The following is a 17557-nucleotide window of genomic DNA, read 5'->3' as shown; positions in this document are numbered from 1 at the left end:
GGGAAAGGACACGATCATGGCACTTCTCGACCTGCAGACCCTGGAGTCCGACGAGCTGTCCCACACCGGCGCGAGCACGGTGAGCCTGCTCTCCTGCGTCTCGGCGGCGAGCATCCTGCTCTGTCTCTGACCGGGCCGGTGAGTCCACGGCTCCGGGCAGCCCTCTTCCCCGTCCGGGAGGGGGCTGCCCGGAGCCTTCCCGTCCGCCCCGACGCGAGGCCGCAGCCGATGACGCCCTCCCCCGAAGCTCCCGCTCGTCTGCCGCGTGCCGTGCTCCGGCACGGCGGCGCCCGCTGCGCGGCCCTGTGCGCCGTGAGCACGGCCGCCTCGGCCGCCGGACTGCTGCTGCCCGCCGCGCTCGGCCGGACCCTCGACCTGCTGCTCGCCCACGCTCCGGCAACCCGCTGGGTGGCCTGCTGCGCGGGCCTGGTGCTGCTGATCGCCGTACTGGACGGATGCGCGGGCGTGCTCACCGGCACGGTCGACGCCAAGTCCACCGCGTGGCTGCGCCGCCGGGTCACCGGGCAGGTGCTGGCCCTGGGCCCGCGCGCGGGCGCCCGGTTCGGCGCCGGGGACCTGGTGGCCCGGCTGGTCGGCAACGCCGCGCAGGCGGGGACGGCGCCGGCCGCGGTGGCCGCGCTGGTCGCCGCGCTCGCCGGGCCGGTCGGGGGCGTGGTGGCGCTCGGCGTCATCGACCCGTGGCTGGCGGCGGTGTTCCTCGCCGGTGCGCCGGTACTGGCGCTGCTGCTGCGGGCCTTCGCGCGGGACACCTCGGCGTGCGTGGCCGACTACCAGCGGGTGCAGGGGCGGATGGCGGCCGCTCTCACGGAGGCGGTCGGCGGCTTCCGCACCATCCGGGCCGCGGCCGCGGAGGACCGCGAGACGGCCCGGATCCTCGCACCGCTGCCCGAACTGTCCCACGCCGGGCACCGCATGTGGCGGGTGCAGGGGCGGGCCGCCGCACAGGCGGTCACCGTGGCACCGCTGCTGAACCTGGGCGTGGTCGCGGTGGCCGGGCTGCTGCTCGTCCACCATCGCCTGTCCGTGGGCGAGGTGCTGGCCGCCTCCCGGTACGCGGTCCTCGCCACGGGAGTCGGCGTGCTGGTCGGACAACTCGCCGCGCTCGCCCGGGCCCGAGCGGCGACCGGACGGCTCGCCGAGGTGCTGGCGGAACCGGCGCCCGGGTACGGCACCCGAGGGCTGCCGTCCGGCGCCGGGCAGCTGGAGCTGCGCGGCGTGACGGCGGGCCGGGGCGGCCGCACCGTCCTGGCCGGCGTGGACCTGCTCGTCCCCGGCGGCACGACCCTCGCCGTGGTCGGCCGCTCCGGCACGGGCAAGTCCCTGCTGGCCGAACTCGCCGGCCGACTCGCCGACCCGGACGCGGGCGAGGTCCTGCTCGACGGGATCCCCCTGCGCGACCTCGGCCACGCCGACCTGCGCGGCGCGGTCTCCTACGCCTTCGAACGCCCCGCCCTGCTGGGCACGACCGTCGAGGACGCCATCGCGTTCGGGCTCACCAGGCCCTCCCCCGACCGGATCCGGTCGGCAGCGCGCACGGCCCACGCCGACGGCTTCGTCCGCCGCCTGCCCGACGGCTACGCCACCCGCTGCGCCGACGCGCCCCGCTCCGGCGGCGAGTCCCAGCGTCTGGGCCTCGCCCGCGCCTTCGCCCACGGCGGCCGCCTGCTGATCCTCGACGACGCCCTCTCCAGCCTCGACACGGTCACCGAACACCGGATCGCCCAGTCCCTGATGGCCCCGGGAACGGGCCCGACCCGTCTGCTGATCGCCCACCGCACGGCCACGGCGGCCCGCGCCGACGCCGTCGCCTGGCTGGACGGGGGCCGGATACGAGCGGTGGGCCCCCACGCCGAGCTGTGGCGGGACGCGGAGTACCGGGCGGTGTTCGGGGCATGACCGCGCGGGCAGGTGTCCTGGAGGCGGTACGGACGCGATGGCGGGTGCTGGTCCGGCTCGGGCTCTGGTCGGTCCTGGAGGCCGGGCAGACCTTCCTGGCCGGCTATGCGCTGGCCCGGGCGCTGGACGACGGGTTCCTCGGCGGGGACACACGGGTCGGTCTGCTGTGGCTCGGCGCGGCCGGGCTCGCGGTGGGCGCCGGGGCGTACGGGACCGGGCGGGTGTACGGCGTGGTCGCCGCGCTGGTCGAGCCGGTCCGGGACCGCCTCGTGGCAGGGGTGGTCGGGCGCGGGGTGCGGGAGGCGGACGCCGGGGCGCTGTCCGGGCTCACCCAGCAGGTGGAGATCGCCCGGGACACGCTGGCCGGACTGGTGCTGGTCTCCCGCTCCTTCCTGTTCACCGTCGCCGGCGCGCTGGTCGGCCTGTTCTCGCTGGCCCCCCTGCTGCTGACGGTCGTCGTGCCCCCACTGCTGGCCGGACTCTGCATGTTCGCGGCGACGCTGCGACCGCTGGCCCGGCGTCAGGAGGCCTTCCTCGCCGCCGACGAAGCGCTGGCCGAGCAGCTGGGTGCGGTGTGCCCGGGGCTGCGGGACGTCACGGCCGCCGGTGCCGAGGCGCAGACGGCGGCCGCCGTCGCGGAGTCGGTCGACGCGGAACAGCGGGCCGCCCGCGCCCTGGCCCGCTGGAGCGTGGCCCGGGTGGCCGCGCTCGCGGTGGGCGGCGAGCTGCCGGTGGTCCTGCTGCTCGCCACCGCGCCCTGGCTGCTCCGCCACGACGTGACGCCGGGTGCGCTGGTGGGCGCCCTCGCCTACGTCACCCAGTCCCTGCTCCCGGCCCTCCAGAACCTCGTCCACGGCCTGGGCACCAGCGGGTCCCGGCTCACGGTCGTCCTACGGCGTCTGGCGCCACCTACGGTCTCCGGGGAACGGCGGCGCGAGGACCGGAGCGAGTCCCCCCGGACCGCGGGAACTCCACCACCCGCCGCCCCCGCCCTGGCCCTCACCTCCGTCACCTTCGCCTACGGCCCCGCGAGCGAGCCCGTCCTCGACGGACTCGACCTCATGGTCCCGGCGGGGTCGCACCTCGCCGTCGTAGGGCCGAGCGGAATCGGCAAGTCGACGCTCACGGGGCTCGTCGCCGGGCTGCTGGACGCACGGGAGGGGGCGATCCGGGTGTACGGGCACGCCGTTCCGGGAGCGGAAGCGGCCGCCTCCCGCGTGCTGATCCCGCAGGAGGCGTACGTCCATGGCGGGACCCTCGCCGAGAACCTGGGCCTCTTCCGCCGGGATTCGGTGCCGGAGGCGGAGCTGCTGGCCGCTGCCGAGGCGGTCGGGCTGACGCCGCTGCTGCGCGCGCTGGGCGGGCCCGGGGGCAGGGTCGATCCGGGCGCGCTCTCGGCGGGCGAGCGGCAGCTGATCGCGTTGACCCGGGCCTATCTGTCACCCGCGCCGCTCGCCCTGCTGGACGAGGCGACCTGTCATCTGGACCCGGCGGCAGAGGCACGGGCCGAGCAGGCGTTCGCGGCGCGGCCGGGCGGCACCCTCGTGGTCGTCGCCCACCGCATCAGCTCGGCCCGCCGCGCCGACCGCGTCCTGGTGCTGGACGGCCCGCGCACCGCCTGCGGCACCCACGACGAACTGCTGCGGACCTCGGACCTGTACCGGGACCTGGTCGGCGGCTGGACGGCGCGGCCCACCGCACCGGTCCGGTGATCACACCCATCCCTCGCCCCGGGATATCCGGATCGCGTCGACGCGGTTGCGCGCCCCGGTCTTGCGGGTGATCGCCGCCATGTAGTTGCGCACCGTGCCGTGGGACAGGTGCAGGCTGCCGGCGATCTCCGCGACGGACGCCCCGCCGGCCGCCAGGGACAGCACGCTCAGCTCGCGTCTGGTGAGCGGCATCTGCGCCGCTTTGAGGAAGCCGAAGCCCAGCGACGCATCGACGAAACGTTCCCTCTCCGCGACGCAGCGGATCGCGCGTACCAGCCGCTCCGGTGAGCCCCCCTTGTCGACGAAGCCGAGCGCGCCCGCCTCGGCAGCCCGCTTCAGCAGCCCGGGCCGATTAGCACTCGCAAGCACCACCAGCGCCGGCGGCCGGCCGCCCCTGCCGGGCGGGCACAGGTCGCCGAGCGGCGGCACGCCATGGCCGTCGGCGCAGTCCAGGTCCGCCGCGCACACGTCCGGGCACCCGGACCGTACCCGCGCGGCCGCGCCACGCCAGGGTGTGTCCTCCACGTACAGGCCAGACTCCTCCCGTAACCACTCGGCCAGAACCGATCGCACCAGACACGCGTCGTGCACCAGCAGTACCCGGATCAATGCCCGCCCCTCCAGTCGGCCGCACTTCGCCCCGTATCGCCGGGCTCTCGTCTTCAGGTGTTCCGCGCGTGCCCCATTCTTGGACGCGTTCGCCGTTCGCGGGCGCGCAGAATCGGCCATCAAGGTGCGCGGGGGCGCACGCACGGCGCCCTTGTGCCGCCGCACGCTTCGGGTGCGGAGGCATGATCCCGTCCCGACGGGGTATCCGCAGGCTCCCGGGGCGACCGGGCTCCCGCGCAGGTCACGGCTGCGGCCGCAGGCGTGCGCAGGGCGCTCGCCGTGCGCCGCACGCCCCCGCGAGGCAGCCTTGACCCCGAGACGCGACGCGCGGCCCTGCGAGGAGGTGGTCGGCGTGTCCGACGGGCCGGGGCCGGCACAGCCACAGACAGTCGACAGGACTCAGGTCGGCCGACCGCTGCTGTCCATCGCGCTGGCCTCGATGCTCGAGGACGTGCACGCGCACTCCGGCGCGGTGTACCTGCTCAGGCCCGACGAGCCGGTCCTGGAGATGGCGGTGATGGCGGGCATGCCCCGCGCGTTCGCGGCGCCGTGGGAGCGGGTCGGGCTGAGCGCGCCGATCCCGGTGGCGGACGCGGTGCGCGAGCGGCGGCTGGTGTGGGTGGGCGGCGAGGAGCAGATGGCGCGCTGCTATCCGCGGATCTCGGTGGTGCTGCCGTACCCGTTCGCGCTGGCCGCGCTGCCGGTGGCGACGGCCGGGACCGTGTACGGCGCCGTGTTCGTGACCTGGCCCGGTGCGCATCCGTCGGAGCTGTCCGACCGGGAGCGCGAGAATCTGACGGCGGCCTGCGAGCGGCTGGCCCTGCGGCTGGAGCGGGCCGCCGCGGAGAACCGGCCGATCGGCCCCGAGGTCGACCTGTTGGCGACGCCGCTGTCGGGCGTGTCGGACACGCTGGGGTCGGTGGAGGCGGCGCGGATGGTGTCCCGGCTGCCGTACGGGCTGGTGTCGCTGGACCTGCACGGCCGGATCGTCTTCGTCAACACGGCCGCCGCCGACCTGCTCGGGCGACCCGCCGGGGAGCTGCTAGGCATCCTGCCGTGGGTGTCCGTGCCGTGGCTGAACGACCCGATGTACGAGGACCGGTACCGGGCCGCGCTGATCAGCCAGCAGGTGACGTCGTTCGTGGCGCTGCGCCCTCCCGGCGAGTGGCTGTCGTTCCGGATGTATCCGAGCGAGACCGGGCTGAGCGTGCGGATCAGCCGGGCGCGGGCAGTGGCGGAGATGGCGCGGGAGGTGCCGCGGACGGGGCCGGGGCCCTCGCGGCTGGTGACCATCACTCAGGTGCTGAGCCTGGCCGCGGCGCTGACCGAGGCGGTGGGGGTGCAGGACGTGGTGCAGTTGGTGTGGGACGAGGTCGCCCCGTCGGTCGGCTGCCAGGCGCTGGTGATCCTCGCTGCGCAGGCGGGGCGGCTGCACGTGCTCGGGCACCGCGGGTACGCGGACCCGTATGTGGTGGAGCGCTTCGACGGCCTGCCGCTGAGCGAACGCACCCCGGGCACCCAGGCCTTGAACAGCGGGGTGCCGGCGTTCTTCGACTCGTGGGAACAGATGGCGCGGCTGTACCCGAACCGGCCCCCGGACGGGTTCGCGTCCTGGGCGTATGTGCCGCTGGTGGCGTCCGGTCGGCCGGTGGGCACGTGTGTGCTGGCGTACACCGACCCGCATGTCTTCCTCGCCGACGAGCGGGCGGTCCTCACCAGCCTCGGCGGTCTGATCGCGCAGGCGCTGGCGCGCGCCCAGCTGTACGACGCCAAGCACCGGCTGGCGCAGGGGCTGCAGGAGTCGCTGCTGCCGCGCACGCTGGCGGCGCTGCCCGGCATCGAGGCGGCCGCCCGCTATCTGCCGGCCACTCAGGGCATGGAGATCGGCGGCGACTTCTATGACCTCGTGCCGACCCGGCCGCTGGCCGCGGCGGTGATCGGGGACGTCCAGGGGCACAACGTCACGGCGGCCGCGCTGATGGGGCAGATCCGCACCGGGGTACGGGCGTACACCACGGTGGGTCAGGCGCCGCAGGACGTGATGAGCAGCACCAACCGGCTGCTCATCGACCTGGGCGCCGACCTGTTCGCCAGCTGCCTCTACCTACGGCTCGACCCGGCACAGGGCCAGGCCGTGATGGCACGCGCCGGGCATCCGCCACCGCTGCTGCGGCGCCCGGACGGGCAGGTGCGGGTGCTGGACCTCGCCGGCGGCCCACTGCTCGGGATCGACGCGTCGGCCACGTACCCGACGACCGAGGTGTCCCTGGTCCCGGGCTCGGTCCTCGCCCTCTACACGGACGGTCTCGTGGAGTCTCCCGATGTGGACATCGAGGACTCCCTGGTCGACCTCGGCGCGCTGCTCGCCGAAGCCGGCGACCAGCCGCTGGAGGACCTGGCCGACGAACTCGTACGGCACAGCGCGGCGGCGCGGGAGCGGGTGGACGACGTGGCGGTCCTGCTGCTGCGGGCCCGCGAGGACCGGTGAGCCGCCGGGCCCGACGACCGTGGTCCGGCCCTCCCGCCGGAGGGCCGGACCGCCCCTGCCGACCGGAACCGCGGCGGGCCGGTCAGGGATTCCCGGGCCGGCTCGACCGGTCCCGTGGCACGGGCGGCTCGGCAGGTCCCATCGCCGGGGCGGCTCAGCCGGTCCCATCGCCGGGCAGCTCCGCCGGTCCCATCGCGTGGACGGCCCACCGGGTCCCACTGCGGGGCGGCTTGGCCGGGCCCATCGAGAGGCCGGACCGCCGGATCCCGGTGCGGGACGGCCCGGCGGTCCAGCCGAAAAGCCAGCCCGCCGGATCCCGCTGAGCGACGGCTTGGCCGGTCACGTCGCGAGGCCGCCCACCGGATCCCGATGCGGGGGCGGGACGGCCCGGCGGCCCAGCCGAAAGGCCAGCCTGCCGGATCCCGATGAGCGACAGCTCAGCCGGTCACAGCAAAAGGCCGCCGATCGGATCCCCGTGCGGGATGGCTCGGCGGTCCAGTCGACGGGGCGGACCGCCGGATCCCGATGAGCGACAGCCCCGCGGCCCAGCCGAAAGCCGGCCCACCAGATCCCGGTGAACAACGGCCCGGCGGCCCAGCCGAAAGGCTGGACCGCCGGATCCCGCTGGAGGAGGGTCAGTGACTGTCGGTCAGGGACGACGACCCGTCGCCCGTGCCGGCGCCGGACTGGTCCCCGGTGCCGGTGCCTGCGCCGGACTGGTCCCCGGTGCCGGTGCCCGCGCCGGACTGGTCCCCGGTGCCCGTGCCTGCGCCGGACTGGTCCCCGGTGCCCGTGCCCTCGCCGGTGCCGCTCTGGTCGCCCGCCGAGGCGGACGGGTCGGCGGAGCCACCGATCTGGTCGCCGCCCGCCTGGTCACCGGCCCCCGCCTGGTCCCCGGCCGAGGCCGACGGGTCGGCGGTGCCGGCCTGGTCGCCCGCACCCGCCTGGCCGCCCGCGCCGTTGCCGCCGTCGCCGAGGGTGGCGCCGGTGGCCTGCAGGGCGGCGGTGACCGGCTGGAAGAAGGTCTCGCCGCCGCTGGTGCAGTCACCACTGCCGCCGGAGGTGAGGCCGACCGCGCCGCCGTCCTGGGTGAACAGGGAGCCGCCGCTGTCGCCGGGCTCGGCGCAGACGTTGGTCTGGATGAGGCCGTTGACGGTGTCGACGCCGTTCGGGTCGGTCTCGCTCTGGAAGTTGACGGTGGCGTCGAGGCCCGTCACCTGGCCGTTGTGCAGCCCGGTGGTGGAGCCCATCCGGAACACGGTCTCGCCGACGGTGGCGTCCTGGGCCTGGGTGATCTGTACGGTCTGGCCGTTGCCGGCGTTGACCTCGCTGGGCGCCTGGGTGGTGGCGTCGTTGTACTTCACGAGGGAGAAGTCGTTGCCCGGGAACTTGGCCTGGTCCACGGTGGCGATGGGCTGGCCGTTCTGGGAGTCGGACCAGTCCTTGGCGGCGACCCCGCAGTGACCGGCCGTCAGGAAGGCGGGGCTGCCGTCCGAGGCCTTGACGTTGAAGCCGAGGGAGCAGCGCACGTTGCCGCCCTGCACCTGGGAGAAGATGGCGTCGCCGCCGGAGACGAAGGTCTTGAAGCTGCCGGCGGACTTCTTGAGGGTCGCCATGCCGGAGCCGAGGCTCTGCACGGTCGACTGGAGCCGGTTCCACTTGGCGCCGGTGACGCTGGAGTCGGCGGTCACCGCGACCTTGTTGGTGCGCGGGTCCACGGCCCAGGCGGTGCCCGGGATGGTCGCCTTGGTCTTCAGCGTCCGTGCCGCGGCCTTGAGTTCGGAGGTGCTGTTCTCGACCTGGCGGACGGCCGCGCCGGCCTTCTCCGCCTGCTGGACGATGTTGTTGTCGCCGCTGACCACGTTGACGACCAGCTGCTTCTTGCCGCTGTCGTAGTAGGACCCGGCGATGGCGTCACCGAGCGCCTTCTGCAGCTGCGCGGCGAGATCCGAGGCGTCCGAGGCCTTCAGGGTCTTCGCGGTGCCGGCGGCGCCCGCCGCGTTGTTCTGGTCCTGCGACGCGTTGGCGTTGGGCAGCAGGAGGGCCGCCGCTCCGAGCGCCGCGACACCGCCCACCGCTATCGCGGCCTTGCGCTTGGGCATTCGCTTGTGACTCAAAATTCTCGACCTCCTGGGGACGGGGGTCTGCCGCTGTCGGGCAGTTGATCGGGGGGCGCCTGGATGGCTGTAGGTACGGGCGGCTCATGCGGTGCGTTCAATTCCGTTCGCCAACTTCCGCCCCGTGGAGTCGAATCAGCCACGCTCCGCGTGTCGCGCCGAGCGGCCGGGAAGAATCACCCATATGACGATGACCACCGCCGAAGCCGACAAGATCCTCTCCGCCAACTTCGCCCCCTGGGTGCTCGACCTCGGACTGTCCGTCCAGGCCCTGGGCGAGGACCGCGCGATCCTGCGTCTGCCCTGGTCGGAGCGGCTGGCCCGGGAGGGCGGCGCACTGTCGGGGCAGGCGCTCATGGCGGCCGCCGACACGGCGACGGTGATCGCGGTCTCGGCCGCACGGGGCGGCTTCGTGCCGATGACGACCGTCCAGCAGTCGACGTCCTTCCAGCGGGCGGTGACCGGTTCGGATGTCCTGATCGAAGCGGTCCTGACCAAGCTGGGCCGGCGGATGGCGTTCGCGGACGTCACGCTGACCGACGCCGCGTCAGGTGCGCTCGCGGCCCGCGCCGGCACGGTCTATGCGCTGATGGGCTGACACGCCTGTGCCACTGATGCGCTGACGCGTCTCTGTACCGACGGACCGACACGCTCAGCCACCGATCGGTAGCGTTCCGTTCCGATCATTTACCGGAATCCCCGCTTCAGGGAATCTGCACATTGAATACTCAACCAAGTCACTGACGCCCCCGGTTCTGCACATCCGTGCGCCCCCCGGCACGCCTTTGGCGCCGAGTGCCGGATTCGCCGCCCGGCGGACAAGGGCCGGGGTGAGGCGATGCGGTGCGGCATGTGAAGGAGTCGCCGACAAGCCGTGCGCGCGCCTGCACGGTTGGGGCTCCGGCTGAGGCAAGTGCGCTGGTGAGAGGCCTGGTTGATTGGAAGCCCGGCCCGCGTGCGTGCTTTGATCCATCGCACCGCGGGGGTCCCCCGGGCTCCCGGGCACGGGGGTTCCGGCACCCGCGGTCGCGGCCGTCGTCTGTCCCCAGAGGGGGCCGCTTCCCCCCTTGTGAAATATCCATACGAAGGGAAGTTCCACCATGAACTCCACCCCCCAGGTTGAGACCGTCGAGATCTCGGACGCCGAGCTGGACAACGTCTCCGGCGGCCTTTCCGTGAACGCCCTGAACACCGTGACCGGCGCCGTCAACGGCGTCGCCCCGGTTTCCGGCGCTGTCGACACGGTCGTCGGCACCGTCGAGGGTGTCACCGGCCTGAACGTGGCCCCGGTCACCGGCCTGGTCGCCGGTCTCTGATCGCACCTCGGTGTCACCGAAGTCCCGGAGCCGTCCCACGGCTCCGGGACTCTCGGGTGCCCGTGGGTGCCCCCAGCAGGTCGTAACGATGTCTCTCCTCGGGTGAGGGAAGTTCCGTGCAGTTCCGCCAACAGGCCCTCGCCAAGCTCCAGTCGCCGGAGGAGCTGGACCTTCCGGTGCGGCTGGCCCGCCCCCAGGGCTGGCTCGCGCTCGGCGTCACCGTCGTCGTCATGGCCGCGGCCTCCGTATGGGCGGTGACCGGCTCGGTCACCTCCACGGTGAGCGCGCAGGCCGTCCTCACCCACGGGCAGGGCAGCTATCTGCTGCAGAGCCCCGTGGCCGGCCAGGTCACGGCCGTACTCGCCGAACAGGGCGAACGGCTGCCCGCGAACGCCCCCGTCCTCAAGGTGCGCACGAGTCAGGGCGATTCCGTGGTCCGCACGGTCGCCGCGGGCCGCGTCACCGCGCTCGCCGCCACCATCGGCCAGATCATCCAGACCGGTGCGAACATCGCGGCGGTGGAGAAGGTCGCCCACGCCTCCGATCCGCTGTACGCCACCGTCTACGTCCCCGCCGAGAACGCCGCCGCCATCCCGGCACACGCCGCCGTGGACCTCACCGTGTCCTCGGTGCCGACCCAGCAGTACGGCGTGCTGCGCGGGCATGTGAAGTCGGTGGACCGGACCGCCCAGTCCGCCCAGTCGATCGCCGCGTTCCTCGGGGACAGCCAGCTGGGCGAGCAGTTCACGAAGAAGGGCCGCCCGGTGGCGGTCCTGGTCGCGCTCGACAGCTCGTCCGGCACGAAGAGCGGCTTCCGGTGGTCCTCGGCCGACGGGCCGCCGTACAAGCTCGACTCCATGACCCTCGCCTCCGGTTCGATCCGGCTGGCCGACCAGCGTCCCGTCGATTGGCTGCTGCCGTGAGCACCACTCAGGAAACCCGCGGCCGCAGACGGGCCGCCCCGGCCCGGCGCCCGGTCCCCAAGTCCCGCGGCCGCGCGGTCCGTACGCCGACCGTGCTCCAGATGGAGGCCGTCGAGTGCGGCGCCGCCTCCCTCGCGATGGTCCTCGGCCACCACGGCCGGCACGTCCCGCTGGAGGAGCTGCGCATCGCCTGCGGTGTCTCCCGCGACGGCTCGCGCGCCAGCAACCTGCTGAAGGCGGCCCGTAGTTACGGCCTGACCGCCAAGGGCATGCAGATGGACCTGGCCGCGCTCGCCGAGGTGACGGCACCGGCCGTCCTCTTCTGGGAGTTCAACCACTACGTCGTCTACGACGGCATGGGCCGCCGCTTCGGCCGGCGCGGGGTGTACATCAACGACCCCGCGAAGGGCCGCCGGTTCGTGCCCATGGAGGAGTTCGACGGCAGCTTCACCGGTGTCGTGCTCGTGATGGAGCCCGGCGACGGCTTCACCAAGGGCGGCCGCAAGGCCGGCGTGCTCGGCGCGATGCCGGCCCGGCTGCGCGGCACCGCGGGCACCCTGCCCGCCGCCGTGCTGGCCAGCCTGCTGCTGGTGGCGGTGGGCGCCGCGATGCCCGCGCTCAGCCGTACCTACATCGACATGTTCCTCATCGGCGGCCAGACCTCGCTGCTCGGCGTGCTGTTCGCCTCGATGGCCACCTGTGTCCTGCTCACCCTGATGCTGACCTGGCTCCAGCAGGCCAACCTGCTGCACGGCCGGATCATCTCCTCCACCCTCTCCAGCGCCCGGTTCCTGCGCCATCTGCTGCGGCTGCCGGTCACGTTCTTCTCCCAGCGCAGCCCGGCCGACCTGGTGCAGCGGCTGCAGTCCAACGACCAGGTCGCCGAGACCCTGGCCCGCGACCTCGCGGCGGCCGGCGTGGACGCGATCGTGGTCGTGCTGTACGCCGTGCTGCTGTACACCTACGACCCGCAACTGACGTTCGTCGGTATCGGCGTGGCCCTGCTCAACGTGGTGGCGATGCGGCTGGTCGTACGGCTGCGCGCGACCCGTACGGCGAAGCTGCGCGCGGACACCGCACGGCTCACCAACACGTCGTACACCGGTCTCCAGCTGATCGAGACGATGAAGGCGACCGGCGGCGAGGACGGCTACTTCCGCAAGTGGGCGGGGCAGCACGCCACCACGCTGGAGGAGCAGCAGCGGCTCGGCGTGCCGAGCGCCTGGCTGGGGGTGGTCGCGCCGACGCTCGCCACGCTCAACAGCGCGCTCATCCTGTGGATCGGCGGAATGCGGGCGGTCGAGGGGCACATCTCGGTCGGCCTGCTGGTCGCCTTCCAGGCGCTGGTCACCCGTTTCACGGCGCCGCTCACCCGGCTCAACGGCGTGGCGGGCCGCATCCAGGACTTCGCCGCCGACGTGGCCCGGCTGAAGGACGTGGAGAACTTCCAGGCCGACCCGCTCTACGCCCGCCCCGGCGGCGCCGACTCCACGCGGCGGCTGCACGGGCACGTCGAGCTGGAGAACGTCACCTTCGGCTACAGCCCGCTGGACAAACCGCTGCTGACCGGGTTCGACCTGACCGTGGGCCCCGGGCAGCAGGTGGCGCTGGTGGGCGGCTCGGGCAGTGGCAAGTCGACGGTGTCCCGGCTGATCTCGGGTCTGTACGCGCCCTGGGACGGCGTGATCCGCATCGACGGCCGTCGCCTCGAGGACATCCCGCGCGGCGCGCTCGCCTCCTCGGTCTCCTTCGTGGACCAGGACGTGTTCCTCTTCGAGGGCTCGGTCCGCGACAACGTGACCCTGTGGGACCCGTCGGTCCCGGACGAGGCCGTGGTCGAGGCGCTGCGGGACGCGGCCCTGTACGACGTGGTGATGCGCCGCCCCGGCGGCGTCCACAGCAAGGTCGAGCAGGACGGCCGGAACTTCTCCGGCGGGCAGCGTCAGCGCCTGGAGATCGCCCGGGCGTTGGTGCGGCGGCCCAGCATCCTCGTGCTGGACGAGGTGACCAGCGCGCTGGACGCGGAGACCGAGCTGGTCGTGATGGACAACCTGCGCCGGCGCGGCTGCGCCTGCGTGGTGATCGCCCACCGGCTGAGCACCGTCCGCGACAGCGACGAGATCGTGGTGCTCCAGCACGGCACGGTCGTCGAGCGCGGGCGGCACGAGGAGCTGGTGGCGCACGGCGGCACGTACGCCGCACTGGTCAGGGAGCGGTGAGATGACGACTGTTCAGGAGGGGTACGAAGGCGATCTCGTGCTCGGCGCGCTGGGGTCCATGGGCACGCGCGTCGACTGCGCGGGCCTCAACCGGCTGGACCTGGAAGGCCCGCAGGTGCTGTGGCTGGTCGCGGCCGGAGCCCTGGACCTGTTCGCGGTGGACGCCGCCCAGCAGGGCCACTGGCACCACCTCGGCCGGCTGGAGGCGGGCGCGCTGTTGCTCGGCCCGGTCGCCGGACCGCAGCACACCCTGGTCGCGCGCCCGGCGCGGGACTGCGTGGTGCACCGGATCAACCTGCGCGAGCTGTACCAGCCGGCCCACACCCAGACGTGGTCGTACGACGAGTACGGCAACCCGCAGTACGTGCCCCCGGCGTCGAGCCCGCTGGAGTACGCGGTCGCGCTGGGCGTCGGCCGTGGCCTGTCCGTCCTCTTCCAGGCCCCGATGGCCGAGGAGCGGTCCGCCGCACAGGGGGGTGCCCCCGCGGGAGCTCGTTCGAGCGTGGGGGACGACGACGACGTGTTCTGGATGCAGGTGCCGCCGGGCAGCGTGCAGTACGGCTCCCTGTACGGTGCGGAGGCCGCCGCCGACCTGCTGATGGACCCGGCGCTGTGGCAGAGCATGGTCGACCAGCAGTACCGGCTGCTGACCGCGCTGGACCGGTGGATCGAGCAGCTGGAGCGCACGCACGAGACGCGTACGGCCGCCGGTATCAAGGCCGGTGAGGCGGTCCGCGCCCAGGCCGACCAGACCCTGCTCGCCTCCATCGGCAAGCGCTCGGCCCGGCGGACGACGGCTGCGGACGCCGACGCGAGCTACGCGGCCTGCAAGCTGGTCGCCGAGGCGGCCGGGATCACCCTGGCCGAGCCCGCGCAGAGCGGCACCGAGAGCGAACGCCTCGACCCGGTCGAGCGGGTGGCCCTGGCCTCCAGGGTGCGCACCCGGGCCGTCCGCCTGGACGGACGCTGGTGGCGGGAGAACGTGGGCCCGCTGGTCGGGCACCGGGCGCTGTCCGGGGCGCCGGTCGCGCTGCTGTGGCGGCGCGGCGGCTATGTGGCTGTGCACCCGGGCACCGGACGCGAGACGCCGATCGAGAAGGCGAACGCGGAGGAGTTCGAGCCGCGCGCGGTGATGTTCTACCGGCCGCTGCCCGAGCGGGGGCTCAGCCCGCTCGGTCTGCTCCGGTTCAGCCTGCACGGCACCCGCGGGGACCTGCTGAACCTGATGCTCGCCGGGCTGGTGACGGTGGCGATCGGCGCACTGGTGCCGATCGCCACGGGCAAGGTGCTCGGCGAGTACGTGCCCAGGGCCCAGACGGGCCTGATCGTCCAGGTCTGTCTGGCGGTGATGATCAGCGGGGTCGTGTCGGCCGCGTTCACCCTGCTGGAGAACCTGACCATCCTGCGTCTGGAGGGCCGTATCGAGTCGGCGCTCCAGCCGGCCGTCTGGGACCGGCTGCTCAGGCTCCCGACCCGGTTCTTCACCCAGCGCTCCACCGGTGAACTCGCCAGTGCCGCCATGGGCATCAGCGCGATCCGGCGGCTGCTGGCGGGCGTCGGCCCGGTGGTCGCGCAGTCGGTGACGGTCGGTGCGATGAACCTCGGTCTGCTGCTCTGGTACAGCGTGCCCATGGCGCTCGCGGCGATCGGCATGCTCGTCCTCATCGCGGCCGTGTTCCTGGGACTCGGGCTGTGGCAGGTGCGCTGGCAGCGCCGTCTCGTGACGCTCGGCAACAAGCTGAACAACCAGGCGTTCCAGACGCTGCGCGGCCTGCCCAAGCTACGGGTCGCGGCGGCGGAGAACTACGCCTACGCCGCCTGGGCCGGGGAGTTCGCGCGCAGCCGGGAACTCCAGCAGAAGGTCGGCCGGATCAAGAACCTGACCACCGTGCTGGGCGCGGTCTATCTGCCGGTGTGCACCCTGCTGATGTTCATGCTGCTGGCCGGTCCGGCCAGGGGCGCGATGTCGGCGGCGGCCTTCCTCACCTTCAACACGTCGGTGACGATGGTGCTGACCTCGGTCACCCAGCTCACGGGTTCCTTCGTCTCGGCGGTGGCCGCGCTGCCGCTGTTCGAGGAGATCAAGCCGGTCCTGGACGCCACGCCCGAGGTGCGCACGGCGAGCACCCGGCCGGGTCCGCTGTCCGGCGCGGTGGAGGCCCGCCGGCTGTCCTTCCGGTACGCCGACGACGGCCCGCTCGTCCTGGACGACGTGTCGTTCGCCGTACGCCCGGGCGAGTTCGTGGCGGTCGTCGGCCCCAGCGGCTGCGGCAAGTCCACGCTGCTGCGGCTGCTCATCGGCTTCGACAAGCCGGTCTCGGGCAGCGTCCTGTACGACGGGCAGGACCTGGCCGCCCTCGACCGGTCGGCGGTGCGCCGGCAGTGCGGGGTCGTGCTCCAGCATGCGCAGCCGTTCACCGGCTCCATCCTGGACGTCATCTGCGGCACGGAGCCGTACGCGCCGGAGGAGGCGATGGCGGCGGCCGAGATGGCGGGGCTCGCGGAGGACATCAAGCGCATGCCCATGGGCCTGCACACGATCGTCGCGGGCAACGGCGCGATCTCCGGCGGGCAGCGGCAGCGCCTGATGATCGCCCAGGCGCTGATCCGGCGCCCGCGCATCCTGTTCTTCGACGAGGCGACCAGCGCCCTCGACAACGACACGCAGCGCATCGTCATCGAGAGCACCCGGGGGCTCAACGCCACGCGCATCGTCATCGCCCACCGCCTGTCCACGGTGCTGGACGCGGACCGGGTCGTCGTCATGGAGGACGGCAAGGTCATCCAGCAGGGCCCGCCCGCGCAGCTGCTCGCGGACACCGGGGGGCGGCTGCACGAGCTGGTGCGCAGACAGCTGACGTAGGGCGTCCGGCGCCGGTGGCCGGGTCGCCGCGCCGGTCCTCCCGGGCGACCATGGTTCCCGGGGGCAGCACGGGAGACGCTCATGACGGACACCGAGGTACTGATCGCCGGGGCGGGCCCGGTCGGCCTGACCGCCGCCCTCGAACTGAGCAGGCGGGGTGTCGGCTGCCGGCTCGTCGACAGGCTTCCGGAGCGGTTGCCGTACGCCAAGGCGGTCGGGATCCAGCCGAGGACGCTGGAGGTCTGGGACCGGACGGGCGTGGCCCGTGCGGCCCTTGACGCGGCCGTCCCGCTGCGCGGACAGCTCACGTACGTGAACGGCGCCGAACAGGGGCGCATGGAGCTGTCGCTGCCGCCGGAGGTGCCGTACGGGTTCGCGGCGCTGCCGCAGTACGAGACCGAGCGCATCCTCGAAGAGCGCCTGGCCTGCTACGGCGGGCACATCGAGCGCGGCACGGAGCTGCTGTCCTTCACCCAGGACGCCGACGGTGTCACCAGCCGGCTGCGCACTGCGGCCGGCGGGGAGTTGGAGGTCCGCTCCCTCTTCCTGGTCGGCTGCGACGGCGCGCACAGCGTCGTGCGCAAGACGCTGGGGCTCTCCTTCGAGGGCGGGGCGCTGCCGGAGGAGTACATGCTCGCGGACGTGGAGGTGGACTGGGACCTGGCACCGGGATGGACCGTGCGCTCGATGCACCGCACTCCCGACGGAGCGGTGGACGACGTACTCGTGTGCATCCCGCTGCCCGGCCGGTGCCGCTACCGCATGTCCATGCGGGTGCCGCCGGAACTCTCGCAGCAGGACCGGGCGGAGGCGGGGGACGCGGTCGCCCACGGCCTGGACACGGGGCGCGCTCCGCGCCCGGAGCACATCCAGGCGGTCCTGGACCGGCTGTCCCCCTGGCCGACGACCGCGTCGGCGATGCGCTGGTCGTCGGTGTTCCGCATCAGCCATCGCATCGTGGACCGCTACGGCGAGGGCCGGGTCTTCGTGGCGGGCGACGCCGCGCACATCCATCCGCCGACCGGTGCCCAGGGCATGAACACCGGGATCCAGGACGCCTACAACCTGGGGTGGAAGCTGGCTCTCGCGACGCGGGGCATCGCCCGCCCGGGGCTGCTGGAGAGCTATCACGCCGAGCGCAAACCGGTCGGGGACGAAGTGGTGGGCCGCACCCTGCGGCACGCGGCACAGGGCGTCCAGGCCGACCCGGACGATCCCGTGACCGTGGGGCTGCGGGAGGCACAGTTGCTGGTCGCCTACCCGGACAGTCCGCTGGTCGAGCCCGGCGCGGGGGGGGCGCCGCCCCCCCCCCCCCCCCGGGGGGGGGGGGGGGGCCGGGGGGGGGGGGGGGGGGCCCCCCCCCGCCGCACGCCCCCCGCGCGGGCGAGGCCGA

Annotated in this window: 12 protein-coding genes; 10 read left to right on the top strand and 2 right to left on the bottom strand. The window is 73.7% G+C overall.

The genetic code is table 11. From position 1 onward, the window contains the following. Window positions 1-16: 16 nt before the first annotated feature. From ACIRVH_RS07655 to ACIRVH_RS07645, 3 genes are all read left to right on the top strand, one after another. Window positions 17-130 carry a SapB/AmfS family lanthipeptide gene (locus ACIRVH_RS07655; protein WP_094222020.1) on the top strand — a complete coding sequence of 38 codons (114 nt, stop codon included), beginning with the start codon at window positions 17-19 and terminating at the stop codon, window positions 128-130. A gap of 98 nt (window positions 131-228) precedes the next feature. Beyond that, window positions 229-1917 (top strand): ABC transporter ATP-binding protein, encoded by a 1689-nt coding sequence (locus ACIRVH_RS07650; protein ID WP_403949253.1) that lies wholly within the window; start codon window positions 229-231, stop codon window positions 1915-1917. Beyond that, window positions 1914-3629, top strand: a complete 1716-nt coding sequence (locus ACIRVH_RS07645) for an ATP-binding cassette domain-containing protein (protein ID WP_403949251.1) — start codon at window positions 1914-1916, stop codon at window positions 3627-3629. Before ACIRVH_RS07650 ends, ACIRVH_RS07645 begins: the two co-directional genes overlap by 4 nt. Here ACIRVH_RS07645 and ACIRVH_RS07640 read toward each other — a convergent pair whose 3' ends face one another. Continuing rightward, window positions 3630-4238, bottom strand: a complete 609-nt coding sequence (locus ACIRVH_RS07640; RefSeq protein ID WP_403949248.1) for a LuxR C-terminal-related transcriptional regulator — start codon at window positions 4236-4238, stop codon at window positions 3630-3632. A 343-nt stretch (window positions 4239-4581) separates the two neighbouring features. On the opposite strand from ACIRVH_RS07640, the gene ACIRVH_RS07635 reads away from it, so the two are divergent. Then, window positions 4582-6726 carry a SpoIIE family protein phosphatase gene (locus ACIRVH_RS07635; protein ID WP_403949934.1) on the top strand — a complete coding sequence of 715 codons (2145 nt, stop codon included), beginning with the start codon at window positions 4582-4584 and terminating at the stop codon, window positions 6724-6726. Between the two features lie 635 nt (window positions 6727-7361). On the opposite strand, the gene ACIRVH_RS07630 is transcribed toward ACIRVH_RS07635, so the two are convergent. Beyond that, entirely contained in the window at window positions 7362-8828 is a 1467-nt protein-coding gene (locus tag ACIRVH_RS07630; protein WP_403949245.1) for a S1 family peptidase, read from the bottom strand. A gap of 199 nt (window positions 8829-9027) precedes the next feature. Here ACIRVH_RS07630 and ACIRVH_RS07625 point away from each other — a divergent pair, with 199 nt between their 5' ends. From ACIRVH_RS07625 to ACIRVH_RS07600, 6 genes are all read left to right on the top strand, one after another. Beyond that, entirely contained in the window at window positions 9028-9441 is a 414-nt protein-coding gene (locus ACIRVH_RS07625; protein ID WP_403949242.1) for a PaaI family thioesterase, read from the top strand. A 502-nt stretch (window positions 9442-9943) separates the two neighbouring features. After that, window positions 9944-10159 carry a type A2 lantipeptide gene (locus ACIRVH_RS07620; RefSeq protein WP_403949239.1) on the top strand — a complete coding sequence of 72 codons (216 nt, stop codon included), beginning with the start codon at window positions 9944-9946 and terminating at the stop codon, window positions 10157-10159. A 116-nt stretch (window positions 10160-10275) separates the two neighbouring features. Next, window positions 10276-11082, top strand: a complete 807-nt coding sequence (locus tag ACIRVH_RS07615) for an HlyD family efflux transporter periplasmic adaptor subunit (RefSeq protein WP_403949237.1) — start codon at window positions 10276-10278, stop codon at window positions 11080-11082. Continuing rightward, window positions 11079-13301, top strand: coding sequence for an NHLP family bacteriocin export ABC transporter peptidase/permease/ATPase subunit (locus ACIRVH_RS07610; protein ID WP_403949234.1), 2223 nt, complete (start codon window positions 11079-11081; stop codon window positions 13299-13301). Before ACIRVH_RS07615 ends, ACIRVH_RS07610 begins: the two co-directional genes overlap by 4 nt. Before the next feature lies 1 nt (window position 13302). Continuing rightward, window positions 13303-16164: an NHLP bacteriocin export ABC transporter permease/ATPase subunit gene (locus ACIRVH_RS07605; protein WP_403949231.1), complete on the top strand. Its 2862-nt coding sequence runs from the start codon at window positions 13303-13305 to the stop codon at window positions 16162-16164. Between the two features lie 81 nt (window positions 16165-16245). Beyond that, the coding region (locus ACIRVH_RS07600; protein ID WP_403949228.1) for an FAD-dependent monooxygenase at window positions 16246-17557 on the top strand (1312 nt) is incomplete at its 3' end.

Source organism: Streptomyces sp. NPDC101165, assembly GCF_044768135.1.
Lineage (GTDB): Bacteria > Actinomycetota > Actinomycetes > Streptomycetales > Streptomycetaceae > Streptomyces.
This window is presented reverse-complemented; position numbering and strand designations above follow the sequence as displayed.

Coding starts and splice junctions, on each gene's coding strand:
- ACIRVH_RS07630 (WP_403949245.1), bottom strand. CDS start 8,828: ATGCCCAAGCGCAAGGCCGCGATAGCGGTGGGCGGTGTCGCGGCGCTC.
- ACIRVH_RS07645 (WP_403949251.1), top strand. CDS start 1,914: ATGACCGCGCGGGCAGGTGTCCTGGAGGCGGTACGGACGCGATGGCGG.
- ACIRVH_RS07650 (WP_403949253.1), top strand. CDS start 229: ATGACGCCCTCCCCCGAAGCTCCCGCTCGTCTGCCGCGTGCCGTGCTC.
- ACIRVH_RS07655 (WP_094222020.1), top strand. CDS start 17: ATGGCACTTCTCGACCTGCAGACCCTGGAGTCCGACGAGCTGTCCCAC.
- ACIRVH_RS07625 (WP_403949242.1), top strand. CDS start 9,028: ATGACGATGACCACCGCCGAAGCCGACAAGATCCTCTCCGCCAACTTC.
- ACIRVH_RS07605 (WP_403949231.1), top strand. CDS start 13,303: ATGACGACTGTTCAGGAGGGGTACGAAGGCGATCTCGTGCTCGGCGCG.
- ACIRVH_RS07620 (WP_403949239.1), top strand. CDS start 9,944: ATGAACTCCACCCCCCAGGTTGAGACCGTCGAGATCTCGGACGCCGAG.